Origin of the sequence: Thalassotalea fonticola, assembly GCF_032911225.1 — a bacterium.
In the GTDB taxonomy this organism is placed as follows: Bacteria; Pseudomonadota; Gammaproteobacteria; order Enterobacterales; family Alteromonadaceae; genus Thalassotalea_A; species Thalassotalea_A fonticola.
This window is the reverse complement of record NZ_CP136600.1, coordinates 3,010,157-3,030,488: the sequence shown is the minus strand read 5'-3', so window position 1 is coordinate 3,030,488 and position 20,332 is coordinate 3,010,157. Positions and strand designations below refer to the sequence as shown.

The window sequence follows — 20,332 nt, the reverse complement described above, 5'->3', positions numbered from 1 at the left end:
CATGAGCAACGTCGAGGCAGGAAGTTTCGATAGCTCCCTACATTGATAAAGTGGTTAACGCTCTACATATAAAAAGGAATCAAAATCTGCGGCGTGTCTCTTGCCTGATAAGTCTTGACAACACAAGCCTACAAATGTGCCGGTAAAGTTGGCGTGCTCACCACCATTACCTGTTTCATCAGCAAGAATACTGTAATCTAGGTCAATATAAATTCTTTGCCAGTTATCTTTAGAGGTCCCGTAGAAGAAGACTAATTTGCCATGGTCGACTTCAGCGTTTAAATATATCTCACCGTGATCGGGTATGTTTATTGGTGCCGAAGTAAAATATTCAGCGGCGTTATCTCCGATACAACCTGTTACTTCAATTACCCGGCCAAAATCTTCATGATGAGTAATATGCAAATAATAGTATTTACTGCTGTTGTAATAGCAGACTAGCCCAGCCATTTGTTGAAAATTTTCTGGAGAAAAATCTACTTTAGTTGCCGCACTATAACGAAACGCTTGCTGTCTTCTGGCAACTAAAGCTTGCACAAAAGAGCTACCCAGAGACTCTCTGCCTTTTAAGCGTAAATAACCTGGTCGCTCAATAAGACTCAAGCTAGATTCATCGAGAGGAATTCTTAGTGTTTGAAAGTCTATCGATAGCGCTGTGCTGTCAAAATCATCAAAGTGTTCGGTAAGCTGTTCGGGTATAGCCGAATTATCAGGCAAAACTATCGTTTCTTCTGGCGTGACATCTGAAGATACTAATCGTAACCAGCCGTCTTTATTCCAGCTTACTTGCTGTATTGCAGTTTCCCGTCCCATAACACTACGTTTGTTTTCAAGCGGGCGACTGCATAAGTGCACAATAAAGGTATTGCCATCAGCACATTCGACAATGTCCGCATGCCCGGCTCGCTGCAAGGTGCAATCACTGTCTTTAGAGGTTAAAAAATGCCCTTGCGGATCAGCTTCATAGGGTCCTTCAATATTTTCAGAACGAAGTAATAACGCGCCATGGTCGTAACCGGTGCCACCTTCCGCAACTAATAAATAATAATAGCCATCACGCTGGTATAGATGAGGTCCTTCGGTACGGCCTAAGGACGAACCACTGAATATTTTTTCTACCGGACCGGTTAGTTCTTTACTCTCAGGACAATACTGTTGCAACACAATACCGCCAAAATAAACTTCCGGGTCTAGATTTAAACCTGTTTCTCGTTGTCTATGATCCCAACGTAAATTAACTAACCATTTATTGCCATTACTGTCATGAAACAATGAAGGATCGAAACCACTGCTATTTAAATATGTTGGTTCAGACCAGTCACCGAGAATGTCGTTGGTGGTTACCAGATAGTTATGCACATCTTTGCAATGGCTCCAGTACCTTCTGGCATTAGAGTAGACAAGATAAAAAGTGCCATCATCATAAGACAAGCATGGTGCCCAGACACCACAAGAATCAGGGTTACCAAGCATGTCTAATTGCGACACTCTATTTAATGGTCTTGCCACTAACTTCCAATTGACCAAGTCGGTGGAATGGAATATTTGCACGCCAGGAAACCACTCAAACGTTGACGTTGCGATATAGTAATCATTACCTACCCTAATGATCGAAGGGTCAGGATTGAATCCTTTGAGAATAGGATTTTCGATAATTGATTGAGACATATTGTTCCTTAATGTTGTTAGGAATAAATGTTTTATTGATTAAAGCTAGATGTTCAGCCGTTAATTCGTTAAAAAATTAACGGCTTAACTAAATTGTTAAATTTATAAACTCATGCCGCCATCAATGACAATATTTTCGCCAGTCATGAATGTTGCTTCATCTGATGCCAATAAACTGGCAAGCGCTGCAATTTCAGAAGGTTGGCCTAACCGTTTCATCGGTTGTCGCTCAATAAAACCTTGTAACGCTTGCTCATAGTTTCCTGTCGCTTTTAAACGTTGTTCTAAAGACGGAGATTGGATAGTGCCCGGACTAATGGCATTGCATCGTATGCCTTGAGCTATGTAATCAGCGGCAACTGATTTTGTTAAGCCAATTAGCGCAGCTTTCGTGGTGCCATAGGCGAAACGGTTCGGCACACCTTTTACACTGGAAACAACTGAGGCAATATTAATAATAGAACCTTGTTGCTGTTGAACCATGCCTGGTAATACCGCTTTAATCAGGTGATAGCTCGCAGTGATGTTAACGTTTAAGCTAATTGCCCATTGCTCTTCTGAACACTCTTCAATAGAGCCATTGAAAACAACACCGGCACAATTCACCAATACATTGATGTTGGGAAACTTATCTGTGCAAGCTTGAATTTGAGTCTGATTAGTAATATCAAGCGGATAAGTCTTAATATTCTCAATTTTTTCAAATGCTTCTAATTGATCAGCGTTTATATCTGTTGCAATAACCGTGGCACCTTGTTTGGCAAACAGCAATGCCATTTCTTTGCCTATACCTTGTGCTGCGCCAGTAATTAATATTGTCTTATTTTGTAGCTTCATCATGTGTTCCTAGTTAACAATGGATTGCTGTCGCTGGATAAGCAAAACCCTGTTGCTCAACGTCAATCGAAAAAAGACCACCCGATAATGGAAATTGTAATTGTGCTTCTGCACTCATGCCATTAATTGCGGTGGTAATAAATAAGGTTTTAAAGTTTGTGCCACCAAAAGTACATTTGGTGACATTTGGTACGGGTAAGTAAATTTCTTTAACTAATTCACCTTGAAAATTAAATCGACTAACACGCCCTATGCCGTAGTGACATACCCACAGAAAGCCTTCCGAGTCTGTGCACATACCATCTGGATGACCATCATCATCACCAAATTTAATGTGTACTTGTGGTGTTGAAATGTCGCAATTTTCAGATAAATTAGCTCGATAAATTGTTTTTTCTAAGGTATTGGTGAAGTAAATAAATTCACCGTTCTGACTAAACGTGGGACCATTGGTAATACTGCAATTACCCATTTGAGTCATTTGTTGCAACTGGCCATTATTCTTTAGTCGGTAAAAACTGCCGGTGTCAGCGGATTGATTCTCATCCATGCTGCCAAACCAATAATTTCCCTGGCTATCACAACTACCGTCATTAAAACGATTACTCTCTAAATGATCTTCAATTTCGCGGATTTGGGTTAATTTTCCATTGTTGAGATTGATATGGAAAACTCCGTTTTTAAAGGTAGCAAGCAAACCACCTTTTTTAGCAACCACTACGGAGCTGATTGAGCCAGGAAAGTGCCAACTGTGCTTATATTCATTGCCGTCTCTATCGAAACGAAAGCGATGCAAATTTGAGTTTTTTATATCAACCCAATACAAAGCATTATCTTCTTCATGCCACAATGGACCTTCACCCAGCTCAGCTTTTGCATCCCAAATACATTCAAAATTTTTCATAGTACTTTTACTCTTAAATATCAGTGCGAATTTCTAGGTATGCCGTGTTTACTGGCTATACGGGTATGTTTATCTTTAGTGACTAATGTTCCGCCTTCACTAAGCTGATTAACTCTACTTCGATATATTTCTTGCCATGGCGTTTGATTAACAATTGGAATGCGTTCCATGCTTTTTTTACGGATTTCGAATGCTTGTGCTTCGATTAATAAATTTACTGTGTTGTTATTTAAATCAATTCTGAGCATATCGCCCGTTTTTAAATATGCCAGGCCGCCACCAACCGCAGCTTCTGGTGAAATATTTAAAATGGATGGGCTCGCTGATGTGCCACTTTGACGTCCATCTCCCATGGTGGGCAAACAGGTAATACCTTGTTTGACCAAATAATCAGGGGGTAGCATGTTTACCACCTCTGCTGATCCTGGGTATCCGACAGGGCCACAGTTTCGAATAATTAACATGCAGTGTTCATCGATGGCTAATTCAGGTTTGTTGATCCTGTGGTGATAATCTTCTGGCCCTTCAAAAACAATGGCGCGTACTTCAAACACATTCGGATGTTCTGGATCGCTTAAGTAGGTTGATTTGAAATGCTCATCAATAACGGATTTTTTCATAATTGCAGAGTCAAAAATATTCCCTGACATTACGGCAAAACCGGCTTTTTCCATCAACGGCTCTGTGGTTGGGCGAATCACCTTATGCTCTTTACTACTGGCTTTGCCATAGATTTCACCAACAGTTTTGCCGGTCACTGTCATCGCGTGTGGTGATATTGCGCCTGTCTTAAGTAGCTCGCCCATTACTGCTGGCACTCCTCCAGCACGATGAAATTCTTCACCCAGATATTCCCCAGCAGGCTGACAGTTAACAATTAACGGCACTGATTCACCGTATAATTGCCAGTCGGTAATTGAAATATCAATATCGTCCATATGATTAGCAATGGCTTGAATATGAGGTGGCGCATTGGTGGAACCACCAATAGCACTACAAACCCGGATAGCGTTATAAAATGACTCTTTGCTCATGATATCGGAAGGTTTTAAATCTTCATCGATCATTTCTACAATTCGTCGACCGGTGTAATAGCCCATTTGGGCTCGTTCACGATATGGTGCCGGAATTGCTGCGCAACCTGGCAGTGACATGCCTAATGCTTCTGCTAAAGAATTCATCGTTAATGCCGTGCCCATGGTATTGCAATGCCCTGAACTTGGCGCTGAAGACGACACTTGTTCCATGAAATTTTCATAATCAATTTCACCTGCGGCGTATTTTTCTCGACACTCCCAAATAATGCTGCCTGAGCCAATGCGCTTTTCATTATCCCAACCGTTAAGCATAGGGCCACCAGAAAAAACAATGGTTGGGATATCAACTGCTGCCGCAGCCATCAGTGTTGCCGGTGTGGTTTTATCACAGCCAGTCGTTAAAATAACGCCATCTAGTGGGTAACCATAAAGTATTTCAATTAAACCTAATGTAGCTAGATTTCTATCTAAAGCTGCGGTTGGACGCTTGCCCATTTCATGGATAGGATGAACTGGAAATTCCAATGGAATACCGCCAGCATCACGAATCCCTTCTTTTAACCGTTGTGCAAGAGCAACGTGATGACGATTACAAGGCGTTAAGTCGCTGCCTGTTTGCGCGATACCAATAATGGGTTTGCCAGATTGCAGCTCTTCACGGGTGAGGCCGTAATTCATATAACGTTCTAAATATATGGCAGTTTGATCTGGATGATTTGGCTCATTAAGCCATTCTTCACTACGTAAGCGTTTTCTTGAATTAGATTTTTTGTCAGTCATGGCCGTATCTACTTTAGGGATATTGTAGATAAGTTTACTGGCTATACACTATGCGGGGCTACGTTACAGTTACAATGTGAATAATACTTTTTTAACGTAAGGTGATTTTTCTTTGTAAACAAAATGGTAAAAAAATATAGGAGAACGAACATCTATCAAATATGACAACTGAAAAGATGTTCGTTGAGCTGACTTATATATTGCTGAAATGCGGTTTTAAGCTTTGATATAAGTTTCTATATAGAGCGAGCCCTTCTGAGCACTGTTGGACTAATTCTGGATCTGGCTCAATCACATTAATGACCTCTCCTGCAATACAAACATCACTTACCGCTTCATCACTTATCGCAAGCCTAGCCAAATTGGCGGCACCAAATGCGGGACCTACATCAGAGTCTTTTCGATAAACTAATGTTTTATTTAAGGTACTTGCTAAAATTTTGCCCCAAAGCTGGCTACGTGAACCGCCACCAATTACAGATACCTGATTAATTACTGTACCTGCATCGATCAGAGCCTGTTGACCATCGGCAAAAGCATAGGCTACCCCCTCTAAAACTGCTCGGCAAAGAACTGCACGGTTGGTAGTGTGTGAAAGACCAAAAAACACTCCTTTAGCATGCGGGTTATTATGAGGTGTTCGTTCCCCTGATAGATAAGGTAAAAACGTTACCTCACAAGGGATATTAAAGTCCAATTTTGCAACTTCTGCCAGTAACTCGGCTTCACTTTTAGCTCCAGTTAAGTTTGTTACCCAACTCAAACAGCTGGCAGCACTTAGAATTACTGACATTTGATGCCACCGATTCTCGAAGCAATGGCAAAAAGTGTGCAGTGCACCCGTTGGGTTGGGCCTATATGCGTCATTGGCAACAAAATAAACACCAGATGTTCCTAAAGATAGGAATGCATCCCCTTGGTTAACAACGCCAATCCCTGCCGCTCCGGCAGCATTATCGCCAGCGCCAGCTGCTACAGGAACACGTTTCATCCCCCAATTATCGGCTACATCTTTGCTTAGCAAACTAGTAATTTCAGTGCCTTCAAATAGCGCTGGCATTTGCGATTCATTTAAATGGCATGCAGATAACATTTCAGTAGACCACTGACGCTTTTCAACATCTAGCCACAGGGTGCCGGCACTGTCAGAAAGATCTGAAGCAAAGTCCCCGGTCATTAAAAAACGTAAATAATCTTTTGGTAACAGTACTTTATTTATTTTGTTGAATAATGCATTTTCATGCTGGTGTAGCCATAATAATTTAGGCGCAGTAAAACCTGGCATAACCAAGTTACCGGTAATATTGTGCACATTTTTTACTTTCTGCTCAATCTCAATACATTGTTTTTCTGAGCGACCGTCATTCCATAAAATTGCTGGACGCAGCACCTTATTATTTTGATCTAATACAGTAGCACCGTGCATTTGCCCAGATAAACCAATACTCTTTACTTGCATTAATGTACTGCTATAACTACGTTTTAATTTGGCCATAGCAGCATTGGTTGCTTGCCACCAGTGTTCTGGCTCTTGTTCCGACCATAGCTCATTAGGACGAGATACTTTAAGAGAAACTGTAGCTTGTGCAACTAGGTGTTGCTGTTCATCTATAACTACTACCTTTACCCCTGAGGTACCAAGGTCAATACCTAAATACATGGTTGTTTACTCCTATATGTGTTGTTAACCAGGAAATCATTGTTTAGTTAAATAGTACTTTTGCTTCATTCGCATGAATAAATTTTGGATCATTCAGCCATTGTTGGAAGCGCTGTGGCAATGATAGCCATAAATCAAGACGGGTGTTGTTAAAGCCACCGGTAAGTTGTGGCCAAATCCAATTCCAGCGTTGCCAGTCAACAATGATGATATTCATGCCTTTTATCTGTGGAAATTCATGGAACAGGGTGAAGTAAGCGTCAAACCAGGCAATCGATTCGTCGAAAGATTCAGGGTCGCGAAATTTCATGCTCCGACCAACCGTAAACCATGGTGATGACTCACCGATGAATACCGGCTTTTTACGAGCAGCAGCGTTGTTATAAAATTCAATACTGCCTGGAGAGCGAAATGATTCAATACTAAATTGGCTGATGCTCCACCAATCGACATAATCATCGCCAGGGTAATAATCCATATAATCATGCGGTTCAAGAATTGGCATACCGCTTAGTTCATTTAAATCAGGTACTGATGCATGCCACAAGGTAGCAACATTGGTAACATTCATCGCTCTCATTTTATCAACTATATAGCGATAGCCTTCTCGATAACCTTTAGGATCAAAATGACCGCGATTGTTAAATTCCCAGCCGATGCGCATTAAAACTGGTTTTCCGATAGCTGACACAGCGCTAAAAAATTGTTCTAGTTGTTTATCTCCTTGACCTGACAAGGTCATTTCTGGATCAAAATCATAGGCAATTTGTGCCATTTGCCAGCTATCTTCTTCAGCAAATTTCTTATAACGTTCAATAAAACCGTCAAGTTGTTGCTGTCCATCTTTGCGCTGAGGATGGATATAAAATGATACAATCGCGGGGGCGTGATCGCCAACTGTTGCTAAGTAATCGTAGTAATCTTGTTTATCACCAATAGCACCCGGGTGATTAGTGTTCCAACCATGGGTTATTTGCCCCCAGCCATGTATTGCTCGACCAGCTTCGGGTTCAAATTTAGCGCCATAAAAGGGCTCGTTGCCTTGCTTGTTTAATTCTGCAGTCGTGGTTGAAATACCCTGGCAGCCAAGTAAATTAAAGAATACAAGAATTAACGCAAAGCCATTTAGCAACAATTTTATTATTGGTGTTTTTTGAGGTTTCATCGATTTTCCTTTAGTTGATTAGCTGATGTCTTACTGCCTTTGATTAATATCATGTACAATGCTGGCACTGCTCCCAGAGTCATGATTGTGCCTAAGCTCATGCCAAAAATTATCACGCTTGCCATGCTATAAAATAAGCTTTCACTCATCATCATCAATGGTATAAGCGCCAGTACTGTCGTTACTGTAGTGATTAAAATAGGACGAAGACGATTAGTGCTAGCGGATAAAATAGCGTCTAATTTTGTTTTCCCCCGTACCTGTTCAGCACTAATTTTATCAATTAACACGATGGCGTTATTGATGATGATCCCAGCCAGTGAAATGAAGCCGAGAGCGCCGATGAAGTCAAAGTTGGCACCGGTTAAATATAAACCGATAAAGCCGCCAGAAAAGGCAAGAGGAATTGTACAGGCAACAATTAAGGTTTTTCGAAAAGAGTTAAACTGGCTGACAATCAAACATAAAATTAGTCCGATAAATAACGGTAAGGTAACAAATAATGTGCCGGCACTGTTTTTAAAGCCCTCCAACTCACCACCTAATTCAATGCTATAACCAGAGGGTAAATTTTCGTATATATCTTTTATTTTGTTATCCCATGCCGCCTGTAATTCAGGTGCTTTCCAACGGCTGTGTTTGCCTTCGACAGTGATGGTTTTTTGCATGTTTCGTCTGACGATACTGCCAAACTGGCTTACCGATTCAATAGTGGCCACCTGCGAAAGTAGCACGTATTGAGGTTCTCCAGTGTTTAAATAGACTTTAACCAAGTCAAGCGGATTACTGCTTTTGGCCATCTCTCTGCTGGTAGATTTAACTTTCATAATTACCGGTATGAGTGTGTCATCGCGACGGATCGTGGTGATTTCTACTCCTGAAAATGTTGCTTGCAAGGATTGCGAAATTGCTTGATAGGTGATGCCGCTGCGGCGTACTTTTGCTTGATCAATATTAATACGATAACGAGATGTTTTGTTTTCCCAACTGTTGCGTACATGCAATGCACCAGGAATATCTGCCAGTGCTGCTTCGGCTTGTTTGCTCAGGGCAAATAACTGATCGGCATCAGGCCCGGTAAAGCGAAGTTGTACTACCCCTGGAGGTACAGTTCCCCGAGATATGAGCTCAGTTCTGATGTTGATATGAGCAAGGTTTTTTGCGGCATAATTTCGAATTTTGGCAAGCATGTTACTCGCACTATCAGCCGATTGGGTATTAACAATCATAAAGGCATTATTTGGTGCAGGGCTGTTTGGAATTATTGATAAGAAGAACCTTGGGCCGCCTGTGCCAATATAACTAGAAACATAATTAACATCAGGGTTGTGTTCACTGTCGAGTAGCCAGTCGGTTAACTTTGATGTAGCTTGTTCTGTTTGTCGTACGTTATAGCCTGCGGGTAAGTCAACATAGACTAGTACTTCAGAGCGTGAAGACACCGCGAACATTTCAACAGGTACCAGAGAAAGTATATATACAGAGAACATAAATGTTGCAGTGATCGCCAACAGAAAGCGCTTAGGGAAATTAACTACCCAAGTGACAAATTTTTGATAGATTGGGATCAGAATAAAAGGCGCATGCAACTGTTTTTTACGGATGAAATGCACCGCCAGTAATGGTACGACAGTTAGAGAAAGTAGCCATGAGATCAACAGTGAGATGGAAACTACTTGTGCTAATGAGCGGGTATATTCACCGGCTGTAGTTTGCGCTAATAAAATTGGTGAAAAAGCCAAAACAGTTGTTAATGTTGAGGTTAATAACGGCCAGGCCAATTCTTGACAAGCATTTAAGGCGGCCTTGCGGCGATTCTCTCCGGCATGAAGGCGTAAATGTATGTTTTCAGTAATGACAATGGCATTATCTACCAGCATCCCAAGAGCGATGATCAAACTTGCTAAAGAAATAAACTGTAAATCTATTTCCAGGAAGAACATTACCAGCAAGGATGCCAAAATTGTTAAAGGCACAGTGATACCAACAATTAAGCCTTCAGTAACTCCTAGACTTAGGATCACAATCGCTAATACGATCAGCAATGTTTGGTACAAACTTTCTTTTACACTGTCTATCGAGTGTTCGACAACATCCGCTTGAAATGTGGCTATTTGCAATTGCATGCCAACGGGCAATTCAAGGTTCACCTGCTTTAACAGCAGTTTAAGTTGTGGACCAAGCTCCAGTATGTTTCTACCCATCTGCATCGAAGCCGCAATGACAACCGCAGGTTTACCGTTGAAGTAGGCGAGTTCGGTCGACGGCTCACCATAACTTGAACGGAGTGACAGGTAATCTTTTAACGGCACTGTGCCACCGTTTGTCGAGCGAATTTCAAGCTCATCCAAATCTTTCTTAGACTGCAGCTTACCACTGGTTTCTACGGTAATTTCACGGACATCAGTTAATACTTTACCGGCAGGAATGATCAAATTTTGATCTTTAATGGAACCGACCAGATTGATAAAGTCAATGCTGTTCGATTCAACGACACTGCTCACACCTTCAACGTAGACTTTTTCTTGTTGCAAACCATGTAAGGTGACACGCCGAATACCATTGATGGTGTATAACCTGTCTCTTATTTTCCGAGCATGTGCCCTTAACTGAGCCATACTCCAATTCTGGCCGGTTAATGCTGCAGTAAAGATAGAAACATCACCATAATCATCATTGAAAATAGGGCCTATCGCACCTTGTGGTAATACCTGCTTGGTTTCATCTAGTTTACGTCTGACTTTATCCCAAACTTTTATATAATCTTCAATATGCTCAAATGCACTAACCGTAATAACCGCTTGACCGGTTTTAGAAACCGAATTAATAAACTCTATACCAGGGATTTCTCTGAGTTTTTCCTCTACCTTTTTGGTTATCAGGTTTTCGACTTGTTCTGGAGGAAGGCCAGGAAATTTAACGATTATCATCGCCTTATTGATTCTTACCAATGGGTCTTCACGGCTAGGAAAATCAGTATAGACCATAAGTCCCAGTGAGATTATCAAGGCCATGAGTACGAAGGTCATTCTACTGTTGTTTAGGGTAAGTTTGGTAATGTTCATCAGAATTCTCCAGATACTATCAATGCACGGCTTGATACAAGGTCACAGTTTGACCTTCGCGAAGAAATTCAGAGCCGGCAGTACAAACAATATCTCCGGGATTTAAGCCTTGTGTGATCGCCACAGTATTGGAGTTTTTGAATTGCGTAGAAACGGTTCGGGCATACACCTTCTGCTGTTTTGCATCATAAATGAATACCTGCTTGTTGCCATTTGGCGCAATGATGACTGCTGACTCAGGTAGAACAATACCTGCTGATCTATGAGACAGGGTAAGCATTACATCTGCAGCCATACCAGAGTGCAAGCCTGGAGCTGGTTTGTTAATTTTTGCACTGACGGGGTAGGCTCCGCGAAGATCGGATTTCATCCCTATTTTGGTAATGTGTGCCAAGTATTTTTGCTTGCCAACGGTAGGAATACGGATGGCGATGTTATCGCCTTGGCTGATTTCACCAATTAGGTTGCTTGGTACTAAAAATGCCACTTCTAATTGCTCTTGCCCTTGAATTTCAACGACAGACTCTCGGCTAGTCACTTCTTCATATTTTTCAACATGTCGCTGGGTAACAACCCCATTAAATGGTGCGCGTAGTACTGTATTGTTTAAATCTCGAAGGGCGAGAGCAACAGACGATTCTGATAAGGTTACCGCACTTTGTGCTTGTTCAAATTTAGATAATGCAGTTTCGAATGCACTTTTGTTAATGATCTTTTTTTCAAAAACCAATTTTTGTCGCTGATAGTGCTCTTTTTGCGCATTAAACTCAGATCTTGCACTCGCCAACTCTGCTTTCACTTGATTTAAGCGATACTCAAATTCAATGGGGTCAAGAGTCGCTAACACTTGTCCTTCAGTGACTTTATCGCCCACATGGACACTAATATCTAATATTTTACCGGATACGTTAAAAGATAAATTTGATATTTTAATTGGTCGCAAATATCCAGAAAGGTTCCTTTCTTGTTCGATCCACTCTTCGCTGATAGTGGTATGTTGAATTGCTTTAATAGGAGCTAGAGGGATGTTTATTTCTGTACTAGAGTTGTCACAGCCAACAATAAGAAAACATAATAAGAAACACACATTGTTTTTGATTTGCGGCATAATAAAAACCTTAACAGAAGCATAAAGTGGTGAAGTAGAAAGAATCAGTAACCTTTCCGTAAAAAACGATGCCTTGTGTGAATAGCATTGAGTTTATTCACACAAAAACGATATTGTTTACACGTTAATCATCAGAGTCACGATACACTTCTGGCCAATTAGGAGAAGTGAAAACGCCACCATCTACCCATAATGTCTGACCGGTAACGAAACTTGACTTTTCGCTAGCGAAAAATTCCACTGCATTATAAATATCCTCTGGATTACCAACCCTACTAATCGGCGCGGCTTTCGCCCAAGTTTTTGCATAATCAGGATCTTCGAGCCTGGTTCGTTCGATTTCGATGGCACCAGGAGCAACACAATTTACTCTGATGTTATATTGGCCAAGTTCGATAGCACTTGAACGCGTTAGCATTTCTATACCACCTTTTGAGGCGGTATAATCAACTAGATTTGGGAACGGAACCTTGTTACAACCAGATCCAATATTAATAATCGAACCCATTTCGTTGTGTTTTACCATTAACTTGGCGACCGTTTGAGTAAGAAGAAAGCAGCCTTTTAAGTTAGTGCGAATGACTTTGTCCCAGTCGTCTTCCTTTAACTGCAAAAATGGTGACCAAGTTTGACATCCTGCATTATTGACTAATAATGACGGAGCTTGGTTAAATTCTTGCTCAATGGCAGCGACAAATTCGTTAACGTCGACACTCATACCAACATCACAACGCTTTGAGAAACCTTTTTGCCCAAGTTTTTCAATTTCGTTGACCACTTCTGCAGCTCCTGCCGCATTACCTGCATAATTAATGGCTACATTCCAACCGTTTTTGGCTAGATATATGGCGAGTTCCTTGCCGATCCCTGAACTGGCTCCGGTAACGATAGCCAGTTTATTGTTGATTGAAAGGTTTGCTTTTGTCATTTTACTTCTCATAAAGGCTGCTAAGTTTTCATTACTATATCGATAATCATCGATACTCCGCTAAGCCATATATGGGGAGTTATTGATACTGATTTAACATGGAATTATTTACTGAAGGACTTTTTACGCCATAAAAGTACCTTGTATTTATTTTTTATATAGCTAATTTTTTCAGATAAAGCATTAGGTTATAAAGTATTAAAGTGAATCATGTTTTTTGGTATTAGGCTTTGTAACGTTAAAAAAATATCAATGAACAGCCAACCTCTAAGTAGTGAATAAGTACATTGTTTCGATATAGTAGCTTTATCAAAGATATTAGTACTTTTAAAAAAGGAAGCTTTTAATGTTGCCTGCTCCATACCAAAATTTTGCTAAGAATTTGGCTGATATATTGCCTAAAGAACGCATTATTACCGATTATGCCAGACGGCTAGCTTATGGAGTTGATGCTAGCTTTTATCGATTGCTCCCTAAAATTATCGTTAAGATTGATGATGAAGCGGAATTGATTGCGGTGATGAAAAAAGCGAACAGTGCAAAATTATCAGTAACATTTCGAGCTGCAGGAACGAGTTTATCCGGACAAGCTCAATCTGATTCAGTGTTAATCATGTTAACGAATAACTGGCGCGATCATGAGGTTTTAAATCTCGGCCTGAAAATTAAACTAGGCCCTGGAGTTATAGGTGGGGATGCCAACAAGTATTTACTTCCTTATGGACGTAAATTAGGACCTGATCCAGCTTCAATCAACACCTGTAAAATAGCGGGAATTGCCGCGAATAACTCAAGTGGTATGTGCTGTGGTGTAGCGCAAAATAGCTACCATACTTTGGACAGTATTCGGGTGATTTTACATGATGGAACTGTGCTTGATACTGCCGAGCAAATAAGTGTTGAAAGCTTCAGAAAAACTCATGCCGGATTGTTAGCCGATCTCAAACAACTATCCACCAAGACTAAAGACAATGAACAGCTGAAACAGCTAATCGAGCATAAGTACCGTTTAAAAAATACTACTGGTTATGCAATAAATTCTTTAACTGACTTTGACGATCCAATTGATATTCTTGCGCATTTAATGATTGGCTCGGAAGGGACTTTAGGTTTCATTTCATCCATTACCTATAACACTGTGGTTGAACACAAATACCGGGCGAGTTCATTAGTACTTTTTCCTGATATTGATACCACTTGTCGTGCTGTAAGTGCTCTTGCCAATGCCAATGTTTCCGCAGTGGAACTTCTTGATCGTCGTTCGTTAGTTTCTGTTCGAGGAATGGCAGGCTTACCCGAATTCATCTACAACCTAGATGAGGGCGTGGCAGCGTTGTTAATTGAAACTCGAGCTGCCAATCAAAATTTACTGGATCAGCAAGTTGATAATTTGACTACGTTGTTATCTAAGTTTGAGCAAAGTAACAGCGTCGCTTTTTCAGATAACAGCAGTGATTACAACAAGCTTTGGGCTATTCGAAAACAGACCTTCCCCGCTGTAGGCGCGGTTAGAGAAACTGGCACTACGGTGATCATAGAAGATGTTGCCTTCCCGGTCGATAAACTGGCCGGCGGCGTATCCCACTTGCAAGCCTTATTTGACAAATACCACTATGATGAAGCCATTATTTTTGGCCATGCTCTGGATGGTAATTTGCACTTTGTCTTTACTCAAGATTTCTCAACCGAGAAAGAAGTTCAGCGCTATGATGATTTTATGAATGATGTTTGCCAGCTGGTTGCCATTGATTATCAAGGCTCTTTAAAAGCTGAGCATGGTACTGGTCGTAACATGGCACCTTTTATTGAACTGGAGTGGGGCCAACAAGGTTTTGAACTGATGCAAAACATCAAGACTGCATTTGACCCTAAAAGTATATTGAATCCGGGAGTGATCATTAATGCGGATAAGCAAGCTCACCTTAAGTCATTGAAAGCATTACCCGCAGCCGATGAGTTAATTGATAAATGTATAGAATGTGGTTTTTGTGAACCTGTGTGCCCTTCTAATGGATTAAGTTTTACGCCAAGGCAGCGTATTACCAGTTATAGAGAGATACAAAGGTTACGAAAAACTGATGAAAACTCTAAGTTATTAAAAGAGCTTGAAACTGAATTTGATTATTTAGGCATTGAAACGTGTGCCGCTACAGGTTTGTGTGCAGAACGCTGTCCTGTGGGTATAAATACAGGTGATTTGGTGAGAAAATTGCGCAGTGAGAGCAACCAAAAGTTTCAAAAAATATCGGCATTACTCGCTAGTAATTTTACATTAATTGAAAAATCTACCCGTTTGGTGCTGGCTTTTATGGCTTTCTTGCAAAATATATTTGGCAAGAAAATGCACGCTGGCATAGCTGTGCTATTGCGCAAATTATCATTTGATACTATACCTCTGTGGAGTAAAGAAACACCAAACAGGGCAAATTATCGACCAGTATCTATAGTACATAAGATCATTGGTGACCGCCCCAAAGTTGTTTATTTCCCTAGTTGTGCTAGTCGCTCTATGGGTCCTGCAATTGATGCTAAGGAACAAGATTCCTTACCGGATAAAACCTATCAGTTATTGAAAAAAGCCGGTTTTGAGATCATCAGTCCTGATTTTACCGGGCAATGCTGTGGCATGCCTTTTAACAGTAAAGGCATGTTTGCACAAGCTGAAGAAAAACGTATCTCAACCTTGCAACAATTAAATCAGCTAAGTAATGACGGTGAATACCCAATATTAATTGATACCAGTCCTTGTAAGGCCATGATAACTGCAGATGATGATAGATATGGTGCTTTAAAAATATACGAACCAGTAGGTTTTATTGAGGATGTTTTAGTTGATTATTTAAACTTTACGCCTGTTGACGAAACCATCATGCTTCATATTACTTGTACCAGTCGTCGTATGGGCTTGAGCGATAAAATGATCAATTTGGCAAATCGCTGTGCTCGTGATGTTCAAATACCTGAGCATATTTACTGTTGCGGTTTTGCTGGTGATAAAGGCTTCACAACACCTGAGCTTAATGAAAATGCTTTGGCAACATTGAAGGAGCAAGTTCCACAAGGTTGTAGTGTTGGGTACAGTAACAGTAGAACCTGTGAAATAGGCTTAACACAACATTCAGGCATAGATTATCAGTCGATAATTTACTTAGTTGATAAAGTTACCTCCGCTATTGGTACAAAATAATATGAGTGAACTTTTTGATTTAACGAATAATGTCGCCATTGTAACCGGAGCTAGTAGAGGTTTAGGGCAATACTTTGCATTGGCCTTAGCCAAGGCTGGTGCAGATCTAGTGCTCACCTCGAGAAACAGTACCGATATCGAGCCTTTTGCCCAAGAGATTAAATCCCTTGGGCGAAAAGTTATTACTGTAGATTTGGATGTTGAAAATCTTCAGAGCATCGAAAATATGGTTTCACAAGCAGTTTCTGTCTTTCCAAAGATTGATATTCTGATAAATAATGCCGGCTGTAATATTCGTAAACCTGCAGTTGAAGTTAGTTGGTCTGACTGGAATTCAGTGGTTAATACCAATTTACGTGGATCATTTTTTGTTGCTCAAAAAGTAGCAGAGCATATGCTTAAAAAGCAATACGGTCGAATCATTAATATTGGCTCCGTTACGAGTGTATCAGGCTTTGCCGGTTTAGCACCATATTGCGCTAGTCGCGGTGGTATTAAGCAACTTACCATGAGTTTGGCAGATGAATGGGGCAAGTCAGGCATCACGGTCAACTGTCTGGCGCCGGGTTGGTTTGAAACGGCACAAAATAAAGTGTTGTACGAAAATAAACAATGGTTAGATTATATTTGTGATCGAATACCTATAGGGAGACCTGGAAGGCCACATGATCTTGATGGTGCTGTGGTTTTTCTAGCTTCAAAATCGAGTGAATACATTACTGGGCAAACACTGCTCATAGATGGCGGTGTTAGTACCGGAGCAACTAAAGCCACAGTCTAGAACTTAATCTGAGCAATTGTTAGCTATCAATATGCCTGCTATTGGTCATTACGAAAGGAAATTTTATGCGCGTTATTGTTATAGGGGCTACAGGCCACATTGGTAGTTTTTTGATACCAAAATTAGTCAACGCTGGCTTTGAAGTTTTTGCGGTTAGTCGACATGCAAATACTCCATATAAAACTAATCCAGCTTGGCGCAGTGTTAAATCAATTTCTCTTGATCGAGAAAAGCTTGAACAAACAGGTGAGTTTGGCAATGAAATTGCGCAATTAAATCCTGATATTGTCATTGATCTGATTTGTTTTACCCAGGAAAGTGCTCAACAGCTTGTTAATGCTATTCGAGGTAAAGTAAGACAACTACTCCACTGTGGCAGCATCTGGGTTCATGGCAATACAAGATTTGTTCCTTCAACGGAAGAGCAACAAAAGTTTCCGCTCGGCGATTATGGAATAAATAAAGCTGCAATAGAGTCTTACCTGATTGATGAATATATTTATCAAGGTTTTCCTGCCACTATTGTTCACCCCGGCCATATCGTTGGCCCTGGTTGGTGCCCTTTAAACCCGGCCGGGAATTTTAATGAACAGTTCTTTATTGATATTGAAGAAGGCAATGAAGTTTTATTGCCAAACTTAGGCTTGGAAACTCTTCATCATGTACATGCTGATGACGTAGCTCAGGTTTTTATGCAAGCAATATTACATCGAAATAATGCGTTAGGTGAAAGTTTTCATGCAGTTTCTAACCAAGCTTTAACCCTAAGGGGCTACACGCAAGCTATTGCTGATTGGTTATCAAAGCCAGTAAATATTCGTTATCTACCACTAGCTGAATTGAAAAATACTGTAAGTGAAGATGACTATAATGCAACAGTCGAGCACATAAGCCACAATAGCAATTGCAGCAACTTAAAAGCGCGACAGTTGTTAAATTACAATCCTAGATACAGCTCAATAGAAGCAATTCAAGAGTCACTTATAGAAATGATAAAGTTTTAACTTAGCTAAATTGAGTCTATACACGCATTTAAAGTGGGACTGTAAATAGTTTTATTGGTTTCGCTACGTTTAAAGCACGAAAGAGGATCACAAAATGAAAAAAACTTTATCAACACTGCAAAAAGTTTGGCTTCCATTTCTACCGTAAATAATTTTGAAGCACTGCGTCAAATAAGTGATCAAAATAGCTTTGACTTTGGCCTGTCAATGGAGTTTAACAACTACGAAGATTATAGTTTTACTGTGATCATGATGACCATCAGAGTTTTGTAAATAATTACTGGATTCACGAAGTTGAAAGCTTTATGGAAATCGACTACGAAGTAATTTGAACCAAAGTCAACTTTTGCCTAAAGCTGCTTAAGCGGATAATTACCAGTTAGCCATCGCTTCTCGAATATAGCCAATCATTGTTTTTCGCTTAGCAAGTCGTTATCGTCAGCTGTCCGTTCAACACCGGTTATTAACTTGAACATAGCTGATGACAGGTTTGTCGCATAAATTATCATGTAATAAAGTTAGCTAATAAAAATAATTTACTATTAACGTTAGCTGATTCTAAAGCAGCGATTTGATTTTTCCACATAAAAATACAAGCTTTTCTCTATGCTCTGTCATTTAGGACAACGCCATAAGAACGAATTTTGTTCACGTTTAAATTCATCAAATGGCGAAGTACATAACGAAAAAGAATCTTTTTAATCCCCGAAAGGTTACTGCCGTGGCTTGAGTAAAAGTCATCGGGTTGGGTATATGCGCCAAAATCATCGGCAATACCATCACTTTGTATATAAGTGTCTTCACCTTGCCAATCAATATTAGGAGCGGCAAGACATTTAGTTGCAATACCAAAGCCTGAAAATTGTTTACATCGATTGGCAAAACCATGTTGAATTTGCTTAAGATAAGGTTTATCGATGATATACCCTTCCAAATTAATCCAGCGTTCGTCTTGATAAACTTCAACCCAGCTATGGATAATGCGCTTAGGTGCTATGGCAAATAAGTAATTAGGAATTGCGCCGCGTTGTAACTCGTTGTAGATAGTAAAGCCATGAAATCGTGTTGGTATGCCAACCGCACGAAATAGAGCGATTAATAATGTACCTTTAGTATTGCATTGCCCATAACCATCTTTAAGCACCTGACTTGCCGATAAGCGGTCATCTGCGTTATAGCCAAACCGAATGTCGTCACGCACATAATTGTAAATTGCACCTATTGCACCTATTGCATCGTAGCGCGACAACTCTCGCCATTTTCGTTGTTCAATCAACGTTTGTATCTGCGGATGGTTAAAATCCAGCATAGGGGTTTCTATAAGAAAATCTTTTGATAATTTAGTCATGGGTAACTCTCGCTCAATGAATATGTGCACAGCATATCCAATCGCTAAACCAGAAACTTGAATAAACTAGCTAATCTTTGCTGAACAAAGCATGAGCTTGCCTAATTGTCATACCAAAGGTATTTTTAAATGTTCGGCTTAGGTGAGCACTGTCACTAAACCCTGCCAGATGAGCTGCATCAGTAGCAGAGACATTATTTAATAATGCTTGAATCGCACACATAATACGGCGCCATAACAAATAGGGGCGCCATGCTATACCTAATTCTTCGCTAAACAAATGAAGAAAACGGCTTTCAGATAAAGCGAGTTGCTGCGCGACTTCAGCAGCTCGCCAGCTCGAGGGTTTAATACAGTCACCGTGTAAACATTGGTCTAAATCACTTAATAGTTGTTGAATGCGAGTATCTACTACCGTACTTTTACTGGCAGATAAGGATTGGTTGGTCATGTTTAATTCCTTGAATAAAGGTGTTAAAAACTTACCTACGTCGTCTGCTCGTGTTAGCGGTTTATAAGTCATAGAAAAGGTTGAGCTAAATGTTTTGAACGATTGTCCTGCAAGTAGCTTGGACAACTCGCGCCCTAAATCACTTTTTGGCTCAATTAGAAGTATCCATCCTGCAGACATATGCAATTGATGCTCAACTTTAGAGTCGATAATAATTAATTCCGCAATGTTTTTGCCATTAAATTTACAAAGCGAATTTTTTTGCAGCCAGGTAACTTGTATCGCTTGATGACTGTGAGGAGCTGCATCTAGACTAGAGCCATATATAATAACTACACCTGCTTCAATCCAAACAGTAGGTTTAATCACAGAATATTCCTCTTAAATGAATATAGATTTATATGCTGAC

At 40.4% G+C, this 20,332-nt stretch carries 15 protein-coding genes; 4 read left to right on the top strand and 11 right to left on the bottom strand.

Features of this window, described 5'->3' with window-relative positions; translation table 11 throughout:
• Positions 1–54 precede the first annotated feature (54 nt).
• From RI844_RS12290 to RI844_RS12250, 9 genes are all read right to left on the bottom strand, one after another.
• Complete coding sequence (locus tag RI844_RS12290; protein WP_348394962.1) at positions 55–1,668, bottom strand: glycoside hydrolase family 43 protein; 1,614 nt, start codon at positions 1,666–1,668, stop codon at positions 55–57.
• 102 nt (positions 1,669–1,770) lie between these two features.
• A complete protein-coding gene (locus RI844_RS12285) occupies positions 1,771–2,508 on the bottom strand; it encodes an SDR family oxidoreductase (RefSeq protein WP_348394961.1) in 738 nt (245 codons plus the stop codon).
• A gap of 10 nt (positions 2,509–2,518) precedes the next feature.
• Positions 2,519–3,409 carry an SMP-30/gluconolactonase/LRE family protein gene (locus RI844_RS12280; protein WP_348394960.1) on the bottom strand — a complete coding sequence of 297 codons (891 nt, stop codon included), beginning with the start codon at positions 3,407–3,409 and terminating at the stop codon, positions 2,519–2,521.
• Between the two features lie 20 nt (positions 3,410–3,429).
• On the bottom strand, positions 3,430–5,226 hold the full coding sequence (locus tag RI844_RS12275; protein WP_348394959.1) for an IlvD/Edd family dehydratase: 1,797 nt from the start codon (positions 5,224–5,226) through the stop codon (positions 3,430–3,432).
• A 193-nt stretch (positions 5,227–5,419) separates the two neighbouring features.
• Positions 5,420–6,886 (bottom strand): xylulokinase, encoded by a 1,467-nt coding sequence (gene xylB, locus RI844_RS12270; RefSeq protein ID WP_348394958.1) that lies wholly within the window; start codon positions 6,884–6,886, stop codon positions 5,420–5,422.
• Positions 6,887–6,929: 43 nt separating this feature from the next.
• Entirely contained in the window at positions 6,930–8,051 is a 1,122-nt protein-coding gene (locus tag RI844_RS12265; protein ID WP_348394957.1) for a glycoside hydrolase family 26 protein, read from the bottom strand.
• Positions 8,048–11,116 (bottom strand): efflux RND transporter permease subunit, encoded by a 3,069-nt coding sequence (locus RI844_RS12260; RefSeq protein WP_348394956.1) that lies wholly within the window; start codon positions 11,114–11,116, stop codon positions 8,048–8,050. The genes RI844_RS12265 and RI844_RS12260 overlap by 4 nt, the downstream gene beginning before the upstream one ends.
• A gap of 19 nt (positions 11,117–11,135) precedes the next feature.
• On the bottom strand, positions 11,136–12,224 hold the full coding sequence (locus RI844_RS12255) for an efflux RND transporter periplasmic adaptor subunit (RefSeq protein WP_348394955.1): 1,089 nt from the start codon (positions 12,222–12,224) through the stop codon (positions 11,136–11,138).
• Positions 12,225–12,348: 124 nt separating this feature from the next.
• Positions 12,349–13,152 (bottom strand): SDR family NAD(P)-dependent oxidoreductase, encoded by an 804-nt coding sequence (locus RI844_RS12250; protein WP_348394954.1) that lies wholly within the window; start codon positions 13,150–13,152, stop codon positions 12,349–12,351.
• 346 nt (positions 13,153–13,498) lie between these two features.
• Here RI844_RS12250 and RI844_RS12245 point away from each other — a divergent pair, with 346 nt between their 5' ends.
• From RI844_RS12245 to RI844_RS20285, 4 genes are all read left to right on the top strand, one after another.
• Positions 13,499–16,339: an FAD-binding and (Fe-S)-binding domain-containing protein gene (locus tag RI844_RS12245; protein WP_348394953.1), complete on the top strand. Its 2,841-nt coding sequence runs from the start codon at positions 13,499–13,501 to the stop codon at positions 16,337–16,339.
• 1 nt (position 16,340) lies between these two features.
• The gene (locus tag RI844_RS12240) at positions 16,341–17,120 is read left to right on the top strand and encodes an SDR family NAD(P)-dependent oxidoreductase (RefSeq protein ID WP_348394952.1); all 780 of its coding nucleotides are present in this window, start codon (positions 16,341–16,343) and stop codon (positions 17,118–17,120) included.
• A 65-nt stretch (positions 17,121–17,185) separates the two neighbouring features.
• Positions 17,186–18,124 carry an NAD-dependent epimerase/dehydratase family protein gene (locus RI844_RS12235; RefSeq protein WP_348394951.1) on the top strand — a complete coding sequence of 313 codons (939 nt, stop codon included), beginning with the start codon at positions 17,186–17,188 and terminating at the stop codon, positions 18,122–18,124.
• Between the two features lie 54 nt (positions 18,125–18,178).
• Positions 18,179–18,397, top strand: coding sequence for a Dabb family protein (locus tag RI844_RS20285; protein WP_405054394.1), 219 nt, complete (start codon positions 18,179–18,181; stop codon positions 18,395–18,397).
• A gap of 331 nt (positions 18,398–18,728) precedes the next feature.
• Here RI844_RS20285 and RI844_RS12230 read toward each other — a convergent pair whose 3' ends face one another.
• Positions 18,729–19,472 (bottom strand): transglutaminase-like domain-containing protein, encoded by a 744-nt coding sequence (locus RI844_RS12230; protein ID WP_348394950.1) that lies wholly within the window; start codon positions 19,470–19,472, stop codon positions 18,729–18,731.
• A 70-nt stretch (positions 19,473–19,542) separates the two neighbouring features.
• A complete protein-coding gene (locus tag RI844_RS12225) occupies positions 19,543–20,292 on the bottom strand; it encodes a helix-turn-helix transcriptional regulator (RefSeq protein ID WP_348394949.1) in 750 nt (249 codons plus the stop codon).
• Positions 20,293–20,332: the final 40 nt, after the last annotated feature.